The sequence below is a fragment of the Hyphobacterium sp. SN044 genome (assembly GCF_021864465.1).
Lineage (GTDB): Bacteria > Pseudomonadota > Alphaproteobacteria > Caulobacterales > Maricaulaceae > Hyphobacterium.
Map to the genome: position 1 here is coordinate 42383 of NZ_JAKKUV010000004.1, position 21267 is coordinate 63649.

The following is a 21267-nucleotide window of genomic DNA, read 5'->3' on the forward strand; positions in this document are numbered from 1 at the left end:
TTAAGGCATTTTGATGCCGGGAAATTTGGCCAAGTGCGGGCAGGGCGCGTCGGCGCGGCCTTCGGACTTGATGGTCCGGCAGATCGGGCTAGCCTGACCTCAAACAGAAGGAGTGATGCATGAAGGGCAAGGTCGTCGCGATCACGGGCGGGTTCGGCATTCTGGGTTCGGCTGTGGCCGAACTGGCGAAGAAGCGCGGCGCGAAAGTCGCGCTGATCGACCGGGCTCCGACCCCGCCGGACGGGTTGTGCGATACCGGGTCCAACATGCTGTGCCTCGGCAGTGTCGACCTGACCGACGAGCGCCAGGCGGCCGACGCGATCGAGGCCGTGTTCGACCGGTTCGGCGGGCTCGACGTGCTCTGCAACATCGCGGGCGGCTTCGCCTGGGAGACGCTGGAAGACGGCAAGATCGACACCTGGGACTTCCTCTACAAGCTCAATGTGAAGACCGCGGCGGTCGCCTGCCGCGCGGCGTTGCCGGCGCTGAAGGCCGCAAAGGCGGGCCGGATCGTCAATGTCGGGGCCGCCGGCGCGGTGAAGGCCGGCGTGGGCATGGGCGCCTATGCGGCGTCGAAGTCGGGCACGATGCGGCTGACCGAGGCGCTCGCCGAGGAGCTGAAGTCCGGTAGTTCGGTGACGGTCAATGCCGTCCTGCCCTCGATCATCGACACGCCGCAGAACCGCGCCGACATGCCCGACGCCGACCCGAAGACCTGGGTCGCGCCGTCCGACCTCGCCGAAGTGATCCTCTTCCTCGCCTCCGATGCGGCGAAGGCGATGACGGGTGCGCTGGTCCCGGTGACCGGGCGGGTTTGACTGTTCTTTGCCCTCCCCCTTGAGGGGAGGGCCGGGAGGCTGCGCGTCAGCCAGCCGACCGGGGTGGGGGTGTCTTGCGGGAAAACTCACCCCACCCCGCTCCCGTCTTCCAGACGGAAACCGCTCGCGTCCCTCCCCTTCGAGGGGAGGGGAATCACATCCGCGTCTTCAGATCGAAGCCGGTATCTGCCGCTTCGTCCGGGGTCAGGGCGGGATCGGATTTCGCCAGGATGCGGCGCATCGCCATGTGGTCGGCCGGGGCGCGGACGCTGTCGGCGGCGATGACCTTTCCATCCCTGAAATAGAAGACCGAGAAGCTGCCCGAGACCGGATCGCCGCGCACGACACTCTCGTCCGCGCCCTCTGACAGGCCGGCCATCTGCAGCTTGGCGTCATACTGATCCGACCAGAACCAGGGTACGTCGGTATAGGCGGTCGGCGTGCCGGCCAGCGTCTTCGCGAGCGCCCGGGCCTGATCGGCGGCGTTCTGGATCGACTCCAGGCGAATACGCTGCCCCGCGAAGGTGTTCATGTGGTGAGCGCAGTCGCCGATCGCGTAGATGTCCGGGTCGGCGGTGCGGCCATACTCATCGGTATCGATGCCATTGTTGCAGGCGAGACCGGCCTCTACGGCCAGTTCGCAGTTCGGCACCACGCCGGCGCCGAGGATGACGAGGTCGGTGTCGAGCTTTTCGCCGGTGCCGAGCGTGATCGTGCCGGCCTCGCCGATGCTCTGGACCGCGACGCCGTAGCGGATGTCGACATCATGGGCGGCGTGGAGTTCGTGGAAGAAGCTGGAGACGCGCGGGCCGACGGCGCGGCGCATAAGCCGGTCGAGCATTTCCACGACCGTGACCTTCACGCCCATCTTGGCGATGGCGCTGGCAGTTTCGAGACCGATGAATCCGCCGCCGATCACGGCGGCATGCTTCGCGGTCTCAAGCGCCGCCTTGATCTTGCGCGAGTCCGCGAGGCTTCGCAGGGCGAAGACTTTCGGGCCGTCGATGCCTGGAATGGGCGGCACGCGGACGCGGGTGCCGGTGGCGATGACCAGCGTGCCGTAGGACAGATCCTCGCCGGTCGACAGGCGCACCGTTTTCGCGCTGCGGTCGATCGCTTCGGCCTTCACGCCGAGGCGCAGATCGATGCCGTGGCCTTCGTAGAAGTCCGGCGCGCGCAGCGGCAGGCGTTCCTCGGCGAAGCTGCCGAGCAGATAGGTCTTCGACAGGGGCGGGCGCTGATAGGGAGGGTCGGTCTCCTCGCCGATCATAACGACCGGGCGGCCGCAGCCTTCGCGCCTCAGGCTGTCGGCCAGCTGAACCCCGGCCTGTCCGGCTCCCAGAATGACGATGGCGTCGCTCACGCGCTTTCTCCCGCAATGCCTTCCGACACCATGCGGTCGATCTCGCCCGGCTCAACCCCAAGACCCATAAGGATTTCACGCGTATCCTCGCCCGCGAAGAAAGGGCCGCGGCCGGTTTTCGCCGGCGTGCCGGCGAAACGCGGGGCCGGGGCGGGCTGGGTCAGACCGTCCGCCGTCAGGAAGGTGCCGCGCGCGGCATTGTGCGGGTGGTCCGGGGCTTCGGTGAGCGACAGGACGGGGGAGACGCAGGCGTCCGTGCCCTCAAAGACGGTGGTCCATTCGGCGCGTGTCTTCGATGCAAAGCGCTGCGTGAACTCGGCTTCGAGGCGCGGCCAGTCGGACTTGTCCCACTGTTTCGCGGCGTCTTCGGCGGGCATGTTCAGCCCGGCCAGAAGCTGGGCGTAGAATTGCGGTTCGATCGCGCCGACCGCCATGAAGCCGCCGTCGGACGTCTCGTAGCAGCGGTAGAAGGGCGTCGCGCCGTCGAGCAGATTGTCGCCGCGCCGGTCGGTCCAGATGCCCGACGCGAGCAGGGAATGGATCAGCGACATGATCGCGGCCGACCCGTCGGTCATCGCGGCATCGACGACCTGACCCTTGCCGGTCGTGCGGGCGTTGAGGATCGCGGCGAGCACACCAAGACAGAGCATCAGCGAACCGCCGGCATAATCCCCGACGAGGTTGAGCGGCGGCAGCGGCCGCTCCGCCGTCCCGATCGTGCCGAGCGCACCGGAGATGGCGATATAGTTGATGTCATGCCCGGCGCGGTCGGCGAGGGGGCCGGTCTGGCCCCAGCCGGTCAGGCGGCCATAGACGAGTTTCGGATTGCGCTTCAGCGCCGCATCCGGGCCGATGCCGAGCCGTTCGGTGACGCCGGGGCGGTAGCCCTCGATCAGCGCATCGGCACTCTCGCAGAGTTTCAGGACTGTCTCGACCGCGTCAGGATGCTTCAGGTTCAGCGCGATGGACTTCTTGCCGCGCCGGTTGGTGTCCTTCGGGCGCTCCGGCATACGCGGTTCGGGCGTGCGGTCGACCGCGATCACCTCCGCACCGAGGTCGGCGAGCAGCTGACCGGCCAGCGGACCGGGGCCGATGCCGGACAATTCGATGATACGTATGCCGTGAAGCGGACCTGTCATGTTCCGATCAGAGCGGAAGCCCGCCCGCCGGGTCAAGATTCCAGAAGCGCGGCTTGTCCCCGTCGGCGGTAAGATCGGCGGCGCCGACATGGCCGGTCTTCACCTTGGCGTCGCCGTCGAAACCGAGCGCGGCATGAAAGAAGCGCAGAATGCCGTTGGACGTCATGATCAGAACCGTGCCGCTAGACCGCCGCGCATCGTTCAGCACGGCGAGTGCATTGGCCCGGAGTGTCGCGGGCGAGGGCGACCAGCCGGCGCCTTCGGGCACTTCGTGTCGATCCCGCCACGCGGCGAGCGGGGCTTCGCCATACGCCTCGATGATTTCGGCATCGCTGAGGCCGCCCCACGGGCCGTAGTCGATTTCCTTCAGGCGCTCGTCGATCTCGATCGGGCCGGTGAAATCGAGCGCATCTGCCACGATGTCCGCAGCGCGGCGGGTACGGCGCAGCGGACCGGTGATGACGCGGTCGAGCTTCACGCCGGAGTCCGAGAGCGCCTTGCCCAAGCTTTCGGCCTGGGCTTCGCCCTTCTCGACGAGGGGCAGGTCTTCCTTCGCGCCGACCCAGACCGGCGTTTCACCGGGACCGAAAGTATTGCCGTGCCGGGCGAGGATGAGCCGCGTCATCCGACCAGCTCGCCTTCGCGTTCGATGATGGATTCGACGACTTTCGCGTCGTCCCGGCTGTCGACCGACCAGGCCGAGCGGCCGCGATAATCGACCTCGACGACCCGGATCGGGATGCCGTTTTCCAGCGCGCGGAGCTGTTCGAGGCTTTCGGCCTTCTCGAGCGGGCTGGGGTCGAGCGCCACGATCCGGCGCAGCGCATCGGTCCGGTAGCCGTAGAGGCCGATATGCTGGAAGACAGGTGTGCCGGCTTCCGGGTGGCGCTGGAAGGGCAGGACGGATTTCGAGAAATAGAGCGCGTCCATGTTGCGCGCGAAGACGACAGTCGTTCCACCGACCGCGCCTGCGGCCTTGGTCTCGCGGAAGCGTTTTTCCGTCTCCGGCGTCATGCGCACGGCGGGCGTCGCCATCTGCAACGCCGGATCGGATTTCAGCGTGGTGGCGACCGCGCCGATCACCCAGGGCGGAATCAGCGGGGCATCGCCCTGGACGTTGACGACGATGTCGGCATCCGGGTTCAGCGCATCGAGTGCGGCCAGCGCCCGCTCCGTGCCGTTGCGGCAGGTTTCCGGTGTCATCACCGCCTCACCGCCGAAGGCGCGCACGGCATCGGCGATGCGTTCGTCATCGGTGGCGACAACCGTGCGGTCGACGCCGTCGGCGGCGCTGGCGATCCGCCAGACGCGTTCGATCATCGGCGTGCCCGCGATCGGGGCCAGCGGTTTGCCGGGAAAACGGGTCGAGCCGTAACGGGCGGGAATGACGGCGAGAACACTCATGATCAGCGGCATGGCACAGAGCCGCAAAAGAGGGAAGCCTTACCAGCGCGAAGCCATTCAAACCCGCGCGATCATGCATTATAGACGGGTCACGTGCCCGGCCATGGCCGGGCCGCGCCGTTTTTGAAGGAAGGGTTGCGGGCGATGCGCCATTTTCTGACCACCGAGGACTGGAGCCGCGGCGAGCTGCAGGCGCTGCTGGACCGCGCCCGCGCGCTGAAGGCCGGGGCCTCGTCCAATGCGCTGGCCGGCAAGTCGATCGCGCTCGTCTTCTTCAACCCGTCGCTGCGTACGCGGACCTCGTTTGATATCGGCGCGACGCAGCTGGGCGGTCACGCCATCGTGCTCGACGCCAAGGGCGCGACCTGGCCGATGGAATTTGCCGACGGTGCGGTGATGGACGGCGACGAGGAAGAGCATGTGCGCGAGGCCGCGCGCGTCCTGTCGCGCTATGTCGACCTCATCGCGATCCGCTGCTTCCCGAAATTCCAGAACTGGGCGGAAGAAAAGAAGGATCCGCTGATTTCGGCCTTTGCGGAGCACGCCACCGTGCCGGTGATCAATATGGAAACCATCGTCCACCCCTGTCAGGAACTGGCACTGATGCTGGCGCTGCAGGAGAGAATGGGCGGGGTCCAGGGCAAGGAATTCCTGCTGACCTGGGTGCCGCACCCGCGTCCGCTGAACACGGCGGTAGCGAATTCCGCGATCCTGATCGCGTCGAAATTCGGCATGAATGTCCGCATGCTGATCCCGGACGAGGTCTATCGTCTCGACGACCGTTATATGGGCGCGGCGGAGCGCTATTGCGCGGAAGCCGGTTCCAGCTTCACCGTCACGACCGATGTCGAGGCCGCCTATTCCGGGGCCGATGCGGTCTACGCGAAGAGTTGGGGGGCGCTGCCCTTCTACGGAAAGTGGGAGGGCGAGGCCCCCTATCGCGCCAAGGGCAAGGATTTCATGATCACGCCGGACAAGATGGCGATGACCAATAACGGCGTCGTCAGCCACTGCCTGCCGATGCGCCGGAATGTGAAAATCGCCGACGCGGTCGTCGACAGCCCGGCCTTCCTCGGTATCGAGGAAGCAGAGAACCGGCTGCACGTGCAGAAGGCGATGATGGAAGCGCTCGCGCTTCAGGGGGAGCGCTGATGGCGGAGACCCCCGCCGTCCGTCAGACGATCGTCCAGCTGCTGTCGCACATGCGCGACGGCAAGGAGATCCGCGAATACCTGAACCGCTTCTCGAAGGTCGACCAGTCGCGCTTCGCCGTGGTGAAGGTCGGCGGGGCGGTGATCCGCGACGACCTTGAGGGGCTCGCCGCGGCGCTCGCCTTCCTCCAGTCGGTCGGCCTTCTGCCGATCGTGGTGCATGGTGGGGGACCGCAGCTCGATGCGGCGCTGAGCGAGGCCGGGATCGTTTCGGAAAAGATCAACGGCCTGCGCGTCACACCGGATGCCGCCATTCCGGTGATCCGGGAAAATCTGACCCGGATCAATCTGTCGCTGGTCGAGGCGATCCGCCGCGCCGGGGGCCAGGCCGCGGCGATTCCGCAAGGCGTGTTCGAAGCGGAAATGCTGGACGAAAAGACCTATGGCCGGGTGGGCGAACCGACCAATGTCCGCCTCGACCTCGTCGACAGCGCGCTCAAGGGCGGCGAGGCGCCGATCCTCGCCTGTCTCGGCGACACGGCGGACGGGCATCTCGTCAACATCAATGCCGATTTCGCGGTGCGGGCGCTGGTTCACAAGCTGCAGCCCTACAAGATCATCTTCCTGACCGAGACGGGCGGGCTGCTCGACCAGACGGGTCAGCTGATCTCGTCGGTCAATCTCGCGACCGAGTTCGACAGGCTGATGGCGTCGGACTGGGTGTCCGGCGGGATGCGGGTGAAGATCGAGGAGATCAAGCGCCTGCTCGACGATCTGCCGCTGACCTCTTCTGTGTCGATCACCCGCCCGGAAGAACTGGCCAAGGAGCTGTTCACCCATGCCGGTGCCGGCACGCTGGTGCGCAAGGGCGAGCAGGTGATCCCGGTTACCGACAAGCGCGAACTGGACGCGGAGCGGACGGTGGCGCTGGTCGAGAAATCCTTCGGGCGCGCGACCGTGCCCGGCTATTGGGACCAGCTCGACCTGAAACGCGGATTCGTGACCGAGAATTACCGCGCCGGGGCGCTGGTCACCGAGGTCGGCGGTGTGGCCTATCTCGACAAGTTTGCGGTGCTGGAAGAGGCGCGCGGCGAAGGCCTGTCGAAGACGGTGTGGTCGAAGCTGGTCGAGGCGGTGCCCTATTTCTACTGGCGGTCGCGGGCGGCGAACCCGATCAACAGCTTCTACTTCTCCGAATGTCATGGCGCGGTGCGCCAGGGTGAATGGGTGGTGTTCTGGCGCGGCGAGGAAGACCTCTCCCGCGTGCCGCATTTCGCGGAGCTGATCGGCAAGCTGCCGCCGACCCTGGTCGCGCCATGAGCGTGACGATCGGGCTTGTCGGCGCGCGCGGGCATACCGGGCGTCACCTGCTCCGGCTTCTGGCCGGCCGCAATGACATGCGGGTGGTCTGCGCCGGGTCCCGCGAGTTTGCCGGTCAGGCGGTCACAACGCTCGCCCCGGAAGCCGATCCCGATCTGATTTTCGAGGCGCTGACCCCGGAAGATGTCGCCGGGCGCGGGCTCGACGCGGTGATCCTCGCCCTGCCGAATGGTGCGGCGGCACCCTATGTGGCGGCGATCGATGCGGCGTCGCCCGGCACCGTCATCGTCGACCTCTCGGCGGACTACCGGTTCGACGAGAACTGGGTTTACGGCCTGCCGGAAATCTATGGACGCGACCGGATCAGGGGCGCAACGCGGATCGCCAATCCGGGCTGCTATGCGACGGCGGGGCAGCTTGCCATTGCACCTCTACGCGACGTGATGGCCGGGACGGCGCACGTGTTCGGTGTTTCGGGCTATTCCGGGGCGGGCACCACGCCGTCGCGGAAGAACGACACCGAGGCGCTGCAGGACAATCTCATGCCCTATGCCCTGACCGGGCATCTGCATGAGGGCGAGATGGCGCGGCATACCGGCGTGCCGGTGGCCTTTACCCCGCATGTCGCGGAATTCTTTCAGGGGCTGACGGCGACCGTCCAGTTCGAATTTGCCGCCCCGCTATTGGTGGAGGACATCCGGGTGCGTTACGAGACGGCCTTTGGCGGCGAGCCGCTGATCCGGCTGATCGACGCGATACCGGAGATCCGTGACGGGGCGCATTTCAACGGTGCCGTGCTCGGCGGCTTCGCCGTGTCGAAGGACGGGATGCGCGGCGTGACGGTCTGTGCGCTCGACAATCTTCTGAAGGGCGCCGCGGTGCAGGCAGTGCAGAACCTCGCCATCGCGACCGGTCTGCCGGAATTCGACGGCCTCATCTGAATTCGCGCCTGAAACGAAAACGCCCCGCCGGCGAGGGCGGGGCGTTGACGCATGTCTCGGGTTGCGCGGCAGGCTAGTCGTTGCCCTGCTCGTGCGCGCGCAGCGAATTCACCAGCGCTTCGAGATCGGCCTGAGCCCGGCGGGTTGCCTCGGCCAGCTGGGCCTGGGTCTCGGGATCGAGCTCATCGCCGCCATCGCCATTGCCGCCATCGCCCGAGGGCGCATCCGAACCATTGCCGGAGGCGGCAACAGTGTTCGACGCCACGGTCGTGGTTTCGACGCCGTTGTCGGCGTCAACGAGCGGCTGGACCTGACGGGCCAGCATGGCGCTGACGCGTTCACCGTCCTCCTCGCTCGTTTCCGGATCGAGGCGGCGCGGGGCGATCCGCTGGGAATCGTCCGGCGCGGTTCCGGCGCGGCCTGAAAGCAGGACGATGCGCTGGATTTCGCCTTCGGTTTCCGGCGTTTCGCCATAGACGACGGCGTAGTCATAGCCTTGGAGCAGGCGGGATATGACGTCGGCCAGCGTGCCTTCGAGATCGGCGTCGATTGCCGGGTCTTCCTCGAGCCGGTCGAGCCCGACGAGGCGGAAACCGGCCTCGTCGCGGATCGCCGAGAGGACTTCGCTCAGGCTTTCGCCCGACGCGCTGACCTGCCAGGTGTCGCCATTGCGTTCAGCGCTCACATCTGCGGCGGCGGGCGCAATGAGCGCCGCCGAAGCCAGAAGTGACGCGAGGGTGAGGCGCAAGGTCATCGGGTATATCTACCCTCCTTATTGCGTGCGGACCGCGACGCTGGTTGCCCCGCGCTCGCCGCCCACATCGGTGAAACGGACGAAGACGCGGTTGCGGGCCGGGTCGTTGTCGATCGCGCTGCCATTGCCCCGGACGAAAATGCCGAAAGTGGCGGTCGCATTGTTGTTGATCGTCAGCGAGGTCGTCGGCGCCCGTGTCGTGGTGCAGGCACCGGTCGTCGGGTTGGTCTGACACACCTCGATATTCTGGATGTTCAGCGCCCGCCCGCCCGTGTCAGCCGAAACGTTGATCACCGCGGCTTCGCCGACATTGGTCACGGCTACCGAAAAGACGCCGACCTGGTTCCCGGTCGTCGGCACTTCGACGCGGCCGGTATTGCCCGCTGTCGCGGCCAGCGCGATCACGTCCGCCGGCGCGGTGGCCGAGGACGAGAAGGTCAGCGAATTGAGACCGAGCGTATATTCCGCCGAGCGGCGGTTGGCGCAGAAGGCTTCGATGAAGAGGTCGGTTTCATCGAAATCGCTGGCGCGCGGAGAGCGGCCATTGTCGGCCCAGGTGGCAGCACTGGTGACCGAGAAGACGAAGTTCTGCGACCCACCCGACGGAATGTCGACCGGCGTGTTGGCCGTGCCGGTCAGGGCATTGGCCGACGTCGTCGTCTGGTAGCTGAACTGCGAGGCCGAGGCGCCGGCCAGACGCAGACCGCAACCGGTCGCCGTCGAGGCATTCGCCGCCGGATTGATGACCGTTGCGAATGCCGTCGCGGCGGTGCCGTTCACAACCGAACGGGTCACCGGCAGAACCGCCGAGACCACACGCGGCGCGATTTCCCGGAATTCGGTGATGTCACGGCCTTCCTCGCGTGCGGCGCGGGCGTTGTCAGACGCGTTAGCGACGCCGCATGCAGCGCCCGACGGGCAGAGATTGATGTCAGGGTTCGAGAAGAAGTTCACGCGAGGCTCGCTAATGCCTCCGCCAGTTGCGTATGACATGATCGTGCGGAACATTTCCCCCGAACTCACGCGGTGCCCATGCGCATATGGGCGCACACCGGAACCGGCGCTCGAGTCGGGGATGTTGTGAGCGAAGCCAGTATTGTGACCGACTTCGTGCGCGAAGGTCTGGTCGGTGCAGAAGGAGTAGCCGCCGGTCCCGGACCAGTTGCGGTCAATCCAGTCGCTGTTGATGCTAACTCCAAACGGGGCGTCGCCTGTCGAGATGCTGTCGGTGCTTCCGCCGAGCACATAGGCGACGCCGCAGCTGCCGTGACGGGCCGCGTCGTAGTGGCGAAGGATCGAGACAAGGTCGGCGCCCTTGGCGTCGCGAATGGCAAGAAGGCTGGAAAGATCGACGTTATTGCCCGCGACGCCATCGCCTGCGCCGTCCTGCAGATCGTCCAGAATGCCATCGCCCGGGCCTGCCGTGCCGCAATTCGTGGTGCAGTTGCTGTTTCGCAGCGTCTCACTGACGACCACGGGGGTCGGCGCGAGGTCCACAAGGCGCGCCCGCATGCCCGTGTCGGAGTCGATATGGGCTTGGTCGAGCAGGGCGACGAGGAACTGGACGCGCGCGCCGACGGCGAGACCCCAGAGATCAACCATGGACTGCGTGTAGTAGACGGCAATGTCGACCGTCCCGTTGGAGCCCACAGCGACCGCTTCTCCCGTCGCCGGATCTTCGGCGACAAAGGGGGAGTCCTCGATCACGTCTTCGGGAATATAGCCGGTCGGGATGCCGTCATCGCCCCATTCCGGAACCGTGGCATCGGGATGGTGCTGGAAAATCCGATGGCCGCCGGTGCGGTTCGGCACGATGTGCCAGGTGCCGTCCGGCGTATTGATCTGACCGAAGACGAAGCCGTTCGTCTCGGTGATGATGACACGGTTGCGGATGTCCTCGCCCGCAATGCGGCCGACCCAGGTCCGGGCACCGAGATCGCCGACCGTCACGCGGTCAAGCTCGGCTTCGTAGCCGGCGCCGAAATTCAGATCGATGCGTTCGCCGGCATGCATGTCCATGACAGCGGAATTCAACTGGCCGAATTCAATCGAGCCGGGCAGGCCGTCATCGGCGGCTGCAACCGGTTGTACGCTGCGGAACATGTCGTCGGCATGGGCACCGGCCGAAAGGGCCAGAGCGGACACCGCCGCCATGATGGTGGTTCTGAACATCAAGATACTCCCCGATTGAAAACGCCCGAACGCGTATGCGCGTGCACCGAGGGTACCATAACAAGCGAAAGCGGGCGGGCATAGATGCCCGCCCGCCTTCTTGTGCTTGAGATGAAGCGGTTACTGCGTGCGAACCGCGACGCTGGTTGCACCGCGCTCCGTGCCGCCTTCGGTGAAGCGGACGAAGACGCGATTGCGCGCCGGATCGTTGCTGATCGCCGTGCCATTGCCCCGGACGAAGACGCCGAAAGTGGCAGTGGCGTTGTTGTTGATCGTCACCGTCTGCGAAGCAGCACGGGCCGAGGTGCACGCCCCGGTGCCCGGGTCGGTCACGCAGATTTCCAGCGCATTGACGCCGGCGATCGTGCGGCCGCCGAGATCCGGTGTCGCCGTGATCGACGCGCCGGTGCCGACATTGCTGACCGCAACCGAGAAGACGCCGACCTGGTTGCCCGTGGTCGGAACGTCGACGCGGCCCGTGTTGCCGATCGTCGCCGCGAGCGCGATGACGTCAGCGGTTGCCGCCGCGGACGAAGAGAAGGTCAGCGAATTGAGGCCGAGCGTGTATTCCCCCGAGCGGCGATTGCCGCAGAAGGCCTCGATGAAGAGCTGGGTGTCGTTGTTCGCAGACGGGTAGCCCGGGATCGCCGGCGTATTGTCAGCGAAGGTGGAGGCACTGGTGACCGAGAACAGGAAGTTCTGCGAGCCGCCAGCGGGGATGTCGACCGGCGTATTGGCCGTGCCGGTGAGGGCGTTGGCCGGCGTGGTCGTCTGATAGGAGAACTGAGCCCCTGTCGAACCGGGCAGGCGCAGACCGCAACCGGTCGCCGTCGAGCCGGACGAGGCGGGGTTGATGATCGTCGCGAACGCGGTGGCCGGAGCGCCGTTCACAACGGAGCGCGTGACCGGCAGAACCGCGGAAACGACCCGCGGGATTTCCGCGCGGAAGTTGACGATGTTCAGCGATTCCTCGCGGGCTGCGCGCGCCGCATTCTCGGTGGCCGAACCGCAGGTCGAATTGTTGCGGCAGGTCATGATCTCCGGGTTGGAAAACACGGTCATCTGCTGTTCGCCGGCCTGACCGCTCGGATAGGACATGATGGTGCGGTAATTGCCCGCGACGATGAAGCCGTGCGCGAAGTCACGTACGGCCGACCCGGCCGTGGAGTTGTTGCGGTCGTGGGCAAAGCCCATGTTGTGACCGATCTCATGTGCGAAGGTCACGTCACCGCAAACGCCGAAACCGTCATTGAGGTTGGCATCTTCACCGTCGATCCAGTCGGCGGACACCGAATAGGCCGCGACCGCGGAGCCGGCATTGATCACGTCGCTGTTGCCGCCCAGAAGATAGGCGAGGCCAGCCGAGCCGAGGCTGCCCTGGCAGCGCTGCAGGATGCCGACGAGGTCGGCGCCATAGGTCGCGCCGGTATTGCGCAGGGACGACAGGTCCTGCGTCACGGTCCCCGGATCAAGATTCGACAGATTGTTCAGCGTGGTTCCCTGGCTGGCATTGTCGGTGGTCAGCGCCACCGGCTGCAGCTGGACGAGCCGCGCGCGCAAGCCCGTATCGGAATCGATCAGGGCCTGATCCAGGATGGAGAACAGGTATTGCACCCGTCCGCCGGACGAGATGCCCCACTGGGCGGCAAAGCTGTTCGAGTAGAAGAGCGCGATGTCGATCGTGCCGTTCGAACCGACCGCGACCGCTTCAGCGGTTTGCGGGCCTTCAGCGGCTTCCCGTTCGGCGAGCGCCCGCATGACTTCGGCCGAGTTCGGCACGATGGCGTCGTGTTCGTTGTAGATGCGGAAGGCGTTGTCCGGCATGCGCATGATCTGGTGGCGGCCGACCGCGTCAGACAGAATGTACCACTCGCCGTCAGGCGTGTTCACGCGGCCGAAGATGGCACCGTTGAATTCCGTCAGCAGGACGCGGCGGTTGTCACCCTCGGAAAGAAGTTCGCCGACCCAGACCTGACCGCCGAGTTCCTGCGTGTCGATGCGATTCAGGACCGCCTCGTAGCCGCTGCCGAAATTGAGATCGATCGTCTCGCCCGGCTGCATCCGCATCACGCCGGGTGCGAGAGCGTCGAATTCGATCACATCGAAGCCGTCATCGGATGCGGCAGTGCGCGCTCCGACGAACATGTCGTCGGCCAAGGCACCGGCGGACAGGGCCAGCGCAATGGCTGTGCCCGTTACAAAACGCATCATCGGATTTTCCTCCCCTGGATGTCCCGTCACGACAGCATAGGGGATGCGGTCTCACCCGGCGAGTGAAATCGGACTGACCGCAATCAATTTTTGGTAGATGGGAAAGATGACGGAGCCGGCGGGCGAACCGGCCGGCTCCGTCATTCTGTTACTGCGTGCGGACCGCGACGCTGGTCGCCCCGCGGGCGGTTGCGCCTTCATTGAAGCGCACGAAGACCCGGTTCTGTGCGGGATCATTCGAAATGGCCGTACCATTCCCGCGGACGAAAACGCCGAAGGTTGCTGTCGCATTGTTGTTGATCGTCAGTGTTTGCGACGCCGCGCGGGCCGTTGTGCAAGCCCCGGTGCCCGGATCGGTGACACAGATTTCGAGCGCATTCACGCCCGCAATCGTCCGGCCACCGAGATCCGGCGTGGCGGTGATCGAGGCGCCGGTTCCGATATTCGAGACCGCCACCGAGAAGACACCGACCTGGTTGCCGGTCGTGGGCACGTCGACCCGGCCGGTATTGCCGACCGTCGCCGCCAGGGCGATCACGTCAGCCGGTGCCGCGACGCTGGACGAGAAGGTCAGCGTGTTGAGGCCGAGCGTGTACTCCGCAGAGCGCCGATTGGTGCAGAAGGCCTCGATATAGAGATTTCGCTCATCGTTCGCCGAGGGGTTGGTCAGCCCGGTGTTGTCGTCGAAGGTCCCCGCGCTGGTGACGGAGAAAACGAAGGTCTGGGATCCGCCGGCAGTCAGGTCGACCGGCGTGTTGGCCGTTCCGGTCACCGCATTCGTGGCCGGATTGGTGGTCTGGTAGGAGAATTGCGCCGGGGTCGCCCCGCCGAGACGAAGGCCGCAGCCGGTTGCAGTCGAACCCGAAGCAGCCGGGTTGATGATGGTCGCGAAGGCGGTGGCCGTGACCCCGTTCTGGACCGAACGGGTGATCGGCAAGACGGACGACACCACACGCGGCGCTTCGGCGGAGAACAGGACGACGTCCTTGCTTTCCTCGCGGGCGGCGCGGGCATTGTCGGCCGGGTCGTTGGTCAGGATGCCGCTGACTTCGCCTGCCGCCGCGATGCCGCAGGACTGGCCATTCGGGCAGAGAGTGAGCGAGGGGTTGGAGAACCATGTGGCCTCCATCTCGTTGGCCGCCGTTCGCGGCGCGCCGCCGGGACAGGTCGCGCCTTGCCCGGTCGGATAGGCCATGATGGTGATGAAGTCGCAGTCCTGACGGTGGCCGTGGGCGAAGGTGCGCACGCCGGTGCCGACGCCGCCGGCGTCTTCCACATTGTGCGCCATGCCGAGATTGTGGCCGATTTCGTGGGCGTAGGTGATGTCGGAGCAGAAGCTGCCGCCGTTATACCAGTCGCCGGTGACCGAATAGCCCTGCGCCGCCCAGCTGGCATTGATGTCGCCATTGGAGGCGGGCGCGCCGAGAATATTGGCGATGCCGCAACCGCCATGACCGCCCTGGGTCAGCTGGATGATGCCGATCAGGTCGGCACCGTGCGAGGTACGGTAGGCGCGCAGGGCGCTGAGATCCTGCGTCACGTTCGGAGCTTCGCCGCTGGTCAGCCCCGACAGGTTTGTCAGTGTCTGGGCCTGGTCCGCATTGTCGTCGGTCAGCGTGACCGGTCCGGTATAGACGAGGCGCGCCCGCATGCCGGTGTCGCTGTCCACGAGCGCGGTATCAAGCACGGCAACGAGGTGCTGGACGCGTGCGCCGGACGTCATGCCCCATTGCGTGGAGAAGCTCTGCGAATAGAAAACGGCGAGATCGAGGATGCCGTTCGAGCCCACCGGGACGGCCTCGCCGACCGGGGGTTCCTCGCCGGATTCGGCCATGGCCGCGGCGATGGCTTCCGGTGTGATCCGGATCGTGTCATCGACCCGGTAGCGCCGCTCCAGACCTTCCGGCAGCTGCATGATGCGGTGACCATTGCCTTCAGGAATGACGTACCACAGGCCTTCCGGAGTCGAGATCCGGCCGAATACCGTTCCGTTCGTCTCGGTGATGATGATGCGGCCGAGCAGGCCTTCGCCCTCGAGGCGGCCGACCCAGCTTCGCGCGCCGAGCGCCTGGGTGTCGATCCGGTCGAGCTCGGCTTCGTAGCCGGCCCCGAAATTCATCGTGACGGTCTCGCCCGGCTGCATCAGCATGACGCTGGGATCGAGGCGCGCGAATTCGAACGTCGTGGCACCGTCATCGGACGCTGCGGCGACAAGGCCTGAAAACATGTCGTCGGCATGCGCCATGCCGGCGAACGAAACACCCGCACAGAGCGCGGCAACTAGAGATTTCATGGTTATTGGACTCCCCCTTGAAGGGGAGAAATTATTCTGAATCCGGTGACTTGAATAGAAGAATCTAATTCTGCGCGGTCCGGACCGCGACGCTGGTCGCCCCCACGATGCGGCCGGTCGAGGCCCCCGCGGCCCGGAACAGGATACGGTTTCCGGCCGGATGGTTCGCGATCGTTCCTTCTGCCGTGACGAAGACGGAGAAGCTCGCCGTTTCATTGTTTGCGAGCGTCAGCGGCACTTCCGACAGGCGCGGTGTGAGGCATTGCGCGGTGTTCGGGTCCGTGCGGCAGATCTGGATCTGTCCGACCCCCTGAGTGCCGGTTGTTGCCTCGGCACTGAACAGGATGTCGCCCGGCGCGCCGGCATTGGTGACCGCGACGGCGAATGCGCCTGTTCCTCCCGGCGCCGGGATGGTCAGCCGGCCGGGGGAGCCGCTGGTGGCGGCCACGGAGATGATGTCGGGCCCAACCGACGGCAATGCGGTGAACAGAAGCGTGTTCAGGCCCGGAATGACGGTCTGCGTGATCCGATTGGCGCACTGGGCGTCGATCCGGATATCGGCCTGGTTGGTCAGCGAGGTGCGGGATATCGCGATGACGTAGCTCTGACTGCCGCCGGCGGGGATGTCGACAGGCGCGTTCGGCGCGCCGGTCACGGCATTGGTCGCCGGATCCGTGGTCTGGTAGCTGAAGCTGCCCCCGGTATTGCCGCCATGGACACGCAGTCCACAGGCCGTTGCCGTGCTGCCCGTCGAGGCCGGGTTGGCGATGGTGACGAAAGCGGTGGCCGCGGCACCGGTCCCGACCGCGCGGCTGGCGGGCAGGACCGCCGTCACGACCGCCGGGGCGGGCGGGTCGCGGTATTCGCGCACGCGCCAGCCTTCGGTGCGGATCGAGCGGGCATTGTCGGCCGGGGTCGTGTTGTCGTCCGCATGCGCCGTCCCCGGTCCGTCGGCGACGCCGCACACCTGTCCGTTGCATGCCACACGTGCCGGATTGGAAAAGGCGGGGATCCAGGTCTCGTAAAGGCCGCCATTGGGGCAGCTGACGCCTGAACGCGACGAGTGATAGGCCATGATCGTGCGAAAATTGCAGTCGACCCGGTGGCCGTAGGAATAGGTGAAAAGGCCGAAATTTCCGCCCGCATTCTCGACATTGTGGTGCGAGCCGAGATTGTGCCCGATCTCGTGCGCGAAGGTCAGATCGCCGCAACTCGCGCCGCTCCCGTTCGCGTCCGGCCCGTCGCCCGTCACGGCCACGCCGAGCACGTCGTCGGTCGCAGGGTCGATCGAACCGACCGCACCGGCGCCGGGCAGGTAGGCGACGCCGCAATAAGTCTGCTGCTGGCGCCAGTAGCGGCGGAGCATGATCACGATGTCGGCAGCCTTGCCATTGCGCATCGCGAAGAGGTGCGAGAGGTCGCCGTCATTGTTGCACTGAAGTCCGCTTGCGGACTCGCAGCTTCCGAACGCGTCGGCAGACGTTCCCGGGTGGCCGAAGCTGGCTCCGGCGACAAGATCGTCGATGGTTTCCAGCGTCGAGGTCTGTTCCACCCAGGGAACGCCGAGCGGCTGGGCGTGGACCATGCGGACGCGCAATCCGGTGTCGCTGTCGATCAGTGCCTGGTCGAGAACATTGATCAGGTGCTGGGCACGGGTCACGACGCCGAGGCCGTAAAAGCTTTCCATGCCTTCGGTGTAGACGACGGCGATGTCGACCGTGCCGTTCGAACCGGCGGGCACGGCTGGCCCTTCGACCGGGTCTTCTGCTTGTGCGGCACGCCGCGCCAGCGGAAATCCGCGCAGCACGTCATTCGCCGGCTCGTCATCGGAGAGTACGGGGCGCTGTGTGATCGAGGGGCCGCCGGCCTCCACCGGGGCGATCTGCCAGTCGCCCTCGGGTGTCGATATCCAGCCGAACACAACCCCATGCCCGGAGGTGAAAATGGCGCGGTGGAGGGATTCCTCCTCGCCGACCCGCGCGACCCAGACCCCGGTTCCGGACGCCTGAAGCTCGCTGCGCATCACGGTCAGCGGCCAGTTCCGGCCGTCCGGGGCGGCGAACTCCGTTGTGGCCCCCTGGGTCATCTGCAGACTGCCTTCCGGCAGACCGCGGGCGGCAATCGGGTCCGGCCCGGTTGTCAGGAGGGCAGTCAGAAAGAGCAGCATCGGGCATCCCCTTCAGAGCATTTCGGTACGCTAACCCTCACCGCCGCCACTGTCTCATGCCGCCGCGCTTTTCACGGACACGTGACGCGCCGCATTTGCTGGACCGACAAGCCGGTTTGCGTAACATGGGCCAGGGCCGCCCAGTGGTTGCGGTCCGTCAATCGGCCATTCCGGGGGTCCCATGTTCCGTTTCCTGTTCACCGCGCTTGCCGCGTTTTTCACCTTCGCATCCGCGGCGCTCGCTGCGCCCGTGACGCTCGATGGCCGCGCGCAGGCGCGTCTCGAAGCCGGCGAACGCGCGCGAGTCATGGTCTGGTTGGCCGCGCCGAGCGCCGCCGAGGCCGCGGAGGCGGGCATCGAATCGGATGCGGCGTCGGCGACGATTGGCGAGGTCAGCAATGACGTGATGATGCGGGTGTTCGGCGTACCGGCGGCGCGCCTGGCCGCGGCGGCTCCGGGGGCGGACGAGCCGCGCATCGCCCGCGAATTCCGCTACACGCCCGTTCTGGCGATGGAGCTGAGCCGCGACGAGATCGCGCGCCTGTCGCAGGACGCCGGCGTTCGCCGGATCGAAGCCGACGAATTGTCCCGCCCGATCCTCGACCAGAGCGTGCCGCTGATCGGCGCCACGGCGCTGCACAATGGCGGCAATACCGGGGCCGGCGTGGCTGTCGCGATCCTCGATACCGGCGTCGATCACGAACACCCGATGTTCGCGGGACGGATCACGGGTTCGGCCTGCTTCTCGACGACGTCGAGCGGCTCGACGAGCCTCTGTCCGGCCGGGGCAGGATCCGACACGACGACTGCTGGGGCTGGTGACAATTGCGAGGAGTATACCGACAACAACACGATTGGTGCCGAAGGCTGTTCGCACGGCACGCACGTGGCCGGCATCGCCGCGGGCGGTTCGTTCACCGATCAGGGCGACGCGTCGCGCACGCTGCGCGGGGTCGCGCCCGGGGCGAATATCGTGGCCGTGCAGGTGTTCTCGCGCTTCACGAGCACGAGCGATTGCGGGTCTTCCACGCCGTGCGTGCTCAGCTATTCCAGCGACCAGCTTGCCGCGCTCGAATGGCTCTATACCAACCGGACGACGCTCTCGCTGGCCTCGATCAATATGAGCCTCGGCGGCGGCAAGGCGACCACGGGATGCACGTCGAATTCGCTTGCCCCCGTCATCGGCCAGTTGCGCACCGCGGGTGTCGCGACCGTCATCGCGTCGGGCAATGAAGGCTTCACCGACGGTGTGTCGTCGCCGGGCTGCGTGCCGGATGCCATCACGGTCGGATCCACCACCAAGGCCGATGCGCTCTCCGGCTTCTCCAACTCCAGCCCGCTGGTCGATGTGGTCGCACCCGGTTCTTCGATCCGCTCGGCCTATCCGACGATCAATGATGCAGGTGCGGGCCGCGCCGCGACCTTCAACGGCACCTCGATGGCGGCGCCGCACGTGGCCGGTGCGATCGCGCTCCTTCGCGCCAGCCGTCCGACGGCCAGCATCGATGCGATCGAGAATGCACTCGAAGCCACCGGAATCCCGGTGACCAATGGCAATAACAATGTCACGTCGCCGCGCATTCGCGTCGACCTTGCCGACGCGCAGCTCGCCGCGAATAGCGGCGGCACGGTGGCCGGTGTGATGACAGTCAGCCCGCTCATTGCGTTCAATGCGTCGGGCGGCGGCAGCGACGGATCAAACTATGGCAGCCGCGACTACACGCTGACGAATACCAGCGGATCGACGATTACCTGGCAGGCGGTCGGCAGTGCCGACTGGCTGGTGCTGACAACGGTCGGCGGGGGCGCCGACACGCCTGACGGCGCTGCGTCCGACACGGAGTCCGGGTCGCTCGCGGCCGGGGCCAGCGTGGTCGTCCGCGCCAGCGTCAATCCGGCAGGTCTGTCGGGCGGGAATTATCTCGGCACGATCACCTTTACCGCCAATGGTGCCACGCCCGGTCTGCAGGTGGCTGCGTCGCTTGCGGTCGGCGCGACCGCACCGGTGAACGACAATTTCGCGAATGCGCTGGTTCTGACCCAACCCAGCCAGGTCGTTGCGTTCAACAGCACCGGGGCGACGAAGCAAGCCGGCGAACCCAACCACACCAGCGGCGGCGGGGCCTCGCTCTGGTGGAGCTGGACCGCTCCGGTCTCGGGCCAGGTGCGCGCCGAAACCCAGAGCGCCGGCTTCGACACGATGATGGGCGTCTATACCGGAACGGCGGTGAATGCGCTGAGCGTCGTCGGACAGAATGACGACATTGCCTATCCGTCGAACACGCAGAGCCGCGTCGACTTTACTGCCACCGCAGGCACGACCTACCGGATCGCGGTCGATGGCTATAACGGAGCGTCCGGCAGCGCCAACCTCTCGGTGAGCATGCTGGCCGCGCCGGCCAACGACAATCTGGCAAGCGCGCAGACGCTCTCCGGGGCGAACGGCTCGGTCTCGGCGTCGAACGTCAACGCGACGCGCGAAACCGGGGAGTCGCAACATGGCGGTGCGGCAGGCGGCGCCTCGGTCTGGTTTGCCTGGCAGGCGCCGGCCAGCGGCCCCGTTTCCTTCACCGCGACCGGCGGTTCCGCCGCACTTCTGGCGGCCTATGGCGCGAATACCCACGGCGGCGCTGCGATCGCGCAGTCTGCCTCCGGTTCGATCGACTTCACGGCCGCGTCAGGCTCGACCTACTATATCGCCCTCGACGGTACGGGCGGGGCGCAGGGCCTGTTCAGCCTGACCTGGGCCCAGGGGCCCAATCCGGCCCACCGCCTGCGGGCCGCCGTCCTGCCGAATGCGCGATCCGTGACGGTGGGCAATACCGCGACGGCCTTCGCGACCGTCATCAATCCTGGAAGCTTCGGTGCCGGGGGTACGAACTGCCGCATCGAGCCGCCGGCCAATTTCAATGGCAATTTTACCTTCCGGCGGACCGATTCGGGCACGAATGCTCCGATCGGAAGTAATGGGGACACTGTCAGTCTCGCGGCTGGTGCGAGCCAGACCTATGTGATGTCGATGACGCCCGGCGCGCCGATGAACGGGGCCGTGCTGGCGCCGGTCTTCCTGTGCGATGATGTTCGTGCAACCGACCCGATCCCGGGTGTGACCACGGTCACGCTGTCCGCCTCGACGGCGCAGACGGCGGATATCGTCTCGATTGCCGCCACGCCGACGGCGAACGGCATACTGGACATTCCGCTCAACGGTGCCCGGGCCTTCTCCGTCGCGGCGGTGAATATCGGGGCGGCGCAAACCGTCACGATCACGCCGGGTACGGGCGGGGTAACGCTGCCCCTGACCATCGACATGTGCGAGACCAATCCCGCGACCGGGGTCTGCCTGACGGGCCGGACACCGACGGTGGCGGTCAATTTCGCGGCCAACGAATCCCGCACCTTCACCATCTTCGTGCGGTCGACCGGTGCGGTCGCCTTCACCCCCTCAACCAACCGGGTGTTCGTGACCTTCACCAATGCGACCCCGGCGACGGTCGGGGCGACCAGCGTCGCGGCGCGGACGCAGTAATACGG

General features: G+C 66.4%; 14 protein-coding genes. 5 read left to right on the top strand and 9 right to left on the bottom strand.

Translation table 11 applies throughout. From position 1 onward, the window contains the following. Positions 1-119: 119 nt before the first annotated feature. Entirely contained in the window at positions 120-818 is a 699-nt protein-coding gene (locus L5876_RS06850; RefSeq protein ID WP_236955410.1) for an SDR family NAD(P)-dependent oxidoreductase, read from the top strand. 154 nt (positions 819-972) lie between these two features. On the opposite strand, the gene L5876_RS06855 is transcribed toward L5876_RS06850, so the two are convergent. The 4 genes from L5876_RS06855 to kdsB are packed head-to-tail and all read right to left on the bottom strand — an operon-like array spanning position 973 to position 4724. Beyond that, on the bottom strand, positions 973-2181 hold the full coding sequence (locus L5876_RS06855) for an FAD-dependent oxidoreductase (RefSeq protein ID WP_236955411.1): 1209 nt from the start codon (positions 2179-2181) through the stop codon (positions 973-975). Next, on the bottom strand, positions 2178-3320 hold the full coding sequence (locus tag L5876_RS06860) for a CaiB/BaiF CoA-transferase family protein (protein ID WP_236955412.1): 1143 nt from the start codon (positions 3318-3320) through the stop codon (positions 2178-2180). Before L5876_RS06860 ends, L5876_RS06855 begins: the two co-directional genes overlap by 4 nt. Before the next feature lie 7 nt (positions 3321-3327). Further along, positions 3328-3945, bottom strand: coding sequence for a histidine phosphatase family protein (locus L5876_RS06865; RefSeq protein ID WP_236955414.1), 618 nt, complete (start codon positions 3943-3945; stop codon positions 3328-3330). Further along, positions 3942-4724, bottom strand: coding sequence for a 3-deoxy-manno-octulosonate cytidylyltransferase (kdsB, locus tag L5876_RS06870; protein ID WP_369281020.1), 783 nt, complete (start codon positions 4722-4724; stop codon positions 3942-3944). The genes L5876_RS06865 and kdsB overlap by 4 nt, the downstream gene beginning before the upstream one ends. Before the next feature lie 144 nt (positions 4725-4868). On the opposite strand from kdsB, the gene L5876_RS06875 reads away from it, so the two are divergent. From L5876_RS06875 to argC, 3 genes are read left to right on the top strand one after another with little or no spacing between them, the layout of a single operon-like run. Next, positions 4869-5876 carry an N-acetylornithine carbamoyltransferase gene (locus L5876_RS06875; protein ID WP_236955416.1) on the top strand — a complete coding sequence of 336 codons (1008 nt, stop codon included), beginning with the start codon at positions 4869-4871 and terminating at the stop codon, positions 5874-5876. Next, positions 5876-7195: an acetylglutamate kinase gene (locus L5876_RS06880; protein ID WP_236955417.1), complete on the top strand. Its 1320-nt coding sequence runs from the start codon at positions 5876-5878 to the stop codon at positions 7193-7195. Before L5876_RS06875 ends, L5876_RS06880 begins: the two co-directional genes overlap by 1 nt. Further along, positions 7192-8136: an N-acetyl-gamma-glutamyl-phosphate reductase gene (gene argC, locus L5876_RS06885; protein WP_236955418.1), complete on the top strand. Its 945-nt coding sequence runs from the start codon at positions 7192-7194 to the stop codon at positions 8134-8136. Before L5876_RS06880 ends, argC begins: the two co-directional genes overlap by 4 nt. Before the next feature lie 73 nt (positions 8137-8209). Here argC and L5876_RS06890 read toward each other — a convergent pair whose 3' ends face one another. From L5876_RS06890 to L5876_RS06910, 5 genes are all read right to left on the bottom strand, one after another. Continuing rightward, entirely contained in the window at positions 8210-8890 is a 681-nt protein-coding gene (locus L5876_RS06890; protein WP_236955419.1) for a hypothetical protein, read from the bottom strand. A gap of 18 nt (positions 8891-8908) precedes the next feature. Beyond that, a complete protein-coding gene (locus L5876_RS06895; RefSeq protein WP_236955420.1) occupies positions 8909-11062 on the bottom strand; it encodes a reprolysin-like metallopeptidase in 2154 nt (717 codons plus the stop codon). A 120-nt stretch (positions 11063-11182) separates the two neighbouring features. Further along, the gene (locus tag L5876_RS06900) at positions 11183-13273 is read right to left on the bottom strand and encodes a reprolysin-like metallopeptidase (protein ID WP_236955422.1); all 2091 of its coding nucleotides are present in this window, start codon (positions 13271-13273) and stop codon (positions 11183-11185) included. Between the two features lie 148 nt (positions 13274-13421). Beyond that, positions 13422-15566, bottom strand: a complete 2145-nt coding sequence (locus L5876_RS06905; protein WP_236955423.1) for a reprolysin-like metallopeptidase — start codon at positions 15564-15566, stop codon at positions 13422-13424. Between the two features lie 64 nt (positions 15567-15630). Beyond that, a complete protein-coding gene (locus L5876_RS06910) occupies positions 15631-17733 on the bottom strand; it encodes a reprolysin-like metallopeptidase (RefSeq protein WP_236955424.1) in 2103 nt (700 codons plus the stop codon). Positions 17734-17914: 181 nt separating this feature from the next. Here L5876_RS06910 and L5876_RS06915 point away from each other — a divergent pair, with 181 nt between their 5' ends. After that, positions 17915-21262: a S8 family serine peptidase gene (locus L5876_RS06915; RefSeq protein ID WP_236955425.1), complete on the top strand. Its 3348-nt coding sequence runs from the start codon at positions 17915-17917 to the stop codon at positions 21260-21262. The last annotated feature ends 5 nt before the right edge of the window (positions 21263-21267 follow it).

Coding starts and splice junctions, on each gene's coding strand:
- L5876_RS06850 (WP_236955410.1), top strand. CDS start 120: ATGAAGGGCAAGGTCGTCGCGATCACGGGCGGGTTCGGCATTCTGGGT.
- L5876_RS06860 (WP_236955412.1), bottom strand. CDS start 3,320: ATGACAGGTCCGCTTCACGGCATACGTATCATCGAATTGTCCGGCATC.
- L5876_RS06865 (WP_236955414.1), bottom strand. CDS start 3,945: ATGACGCGGCTCATCCTCGCCCGGCACGGCAATACTTTCGGTCCCGGT.
- kdsB (WP_369281020.1), bottom strand. CDS start 4,724: ATGAGTGTTCTCGCCGTCATTCCCGCCCGTTACGGCTCGACCCGTTTT.
- L5876_RS06875 (WP_236955416.1), top strand. CDS start 4,869: ATGCGCCATTTTCTGACCACCGAGGACTGGAGCCGCGGCGAGCTGCAG.
- L5876_RS06880 (WP_236955417.1), top strand. CDS start 5,876: ATGGCGGAGACCCCCGCCGTCCGTCAGACGATCGTCCAGCTGCTGTCG.
- argC (WP_236955418.1), top strand. CDS start 7,192: ATGAGCGTGACGATCGGGCTTGTCGGCGCGCGCGGGCATACCGGGCGT.
- L5876_RS06890 (WP_236955419.1), bottom strand. CDS start 8,890: ATGACCTTGCGCCTCACCCTCGCGTCACTTCTGGCTTCGGCGGCGCTC.
- L5876_RS06895 (WP_236955420.1), bottom strand. CDS start 11,062: ATGTTCAGAACCACCATCATGGCGGCGGTGTCCGCTCTGGCCCTTTCG.
- L5876_RS06900 (WP_236955422.1), bottom strand. CDS start 13,273: ATGATGCGTTTTGTAACGGGCACAGCCATTGCGCTGGCCCTGTCCGCC.
- L5876_RS06905 (WP_236955423.1), bottom strand. CDS start 15,566: ATGAAATCTCTAGTTGCCGCGCTCTGTGCGGGTGTTTCGTTCGCCGGC.
- L5876_RS06910 (WP_236955424.1), bottom strand. CDS start 17,733: ATGCTGCTCTTTCTGACTGCCCTCCTGACAACCGGGCCGGACCCGATT.
- L5876_RS06915 (WP_236955425.1), top strand. CDS start 17,915: ATGTTCCGTTTCCTGTTCACCGCGCTTGCCGCGTTTTTCACCTTCGCA.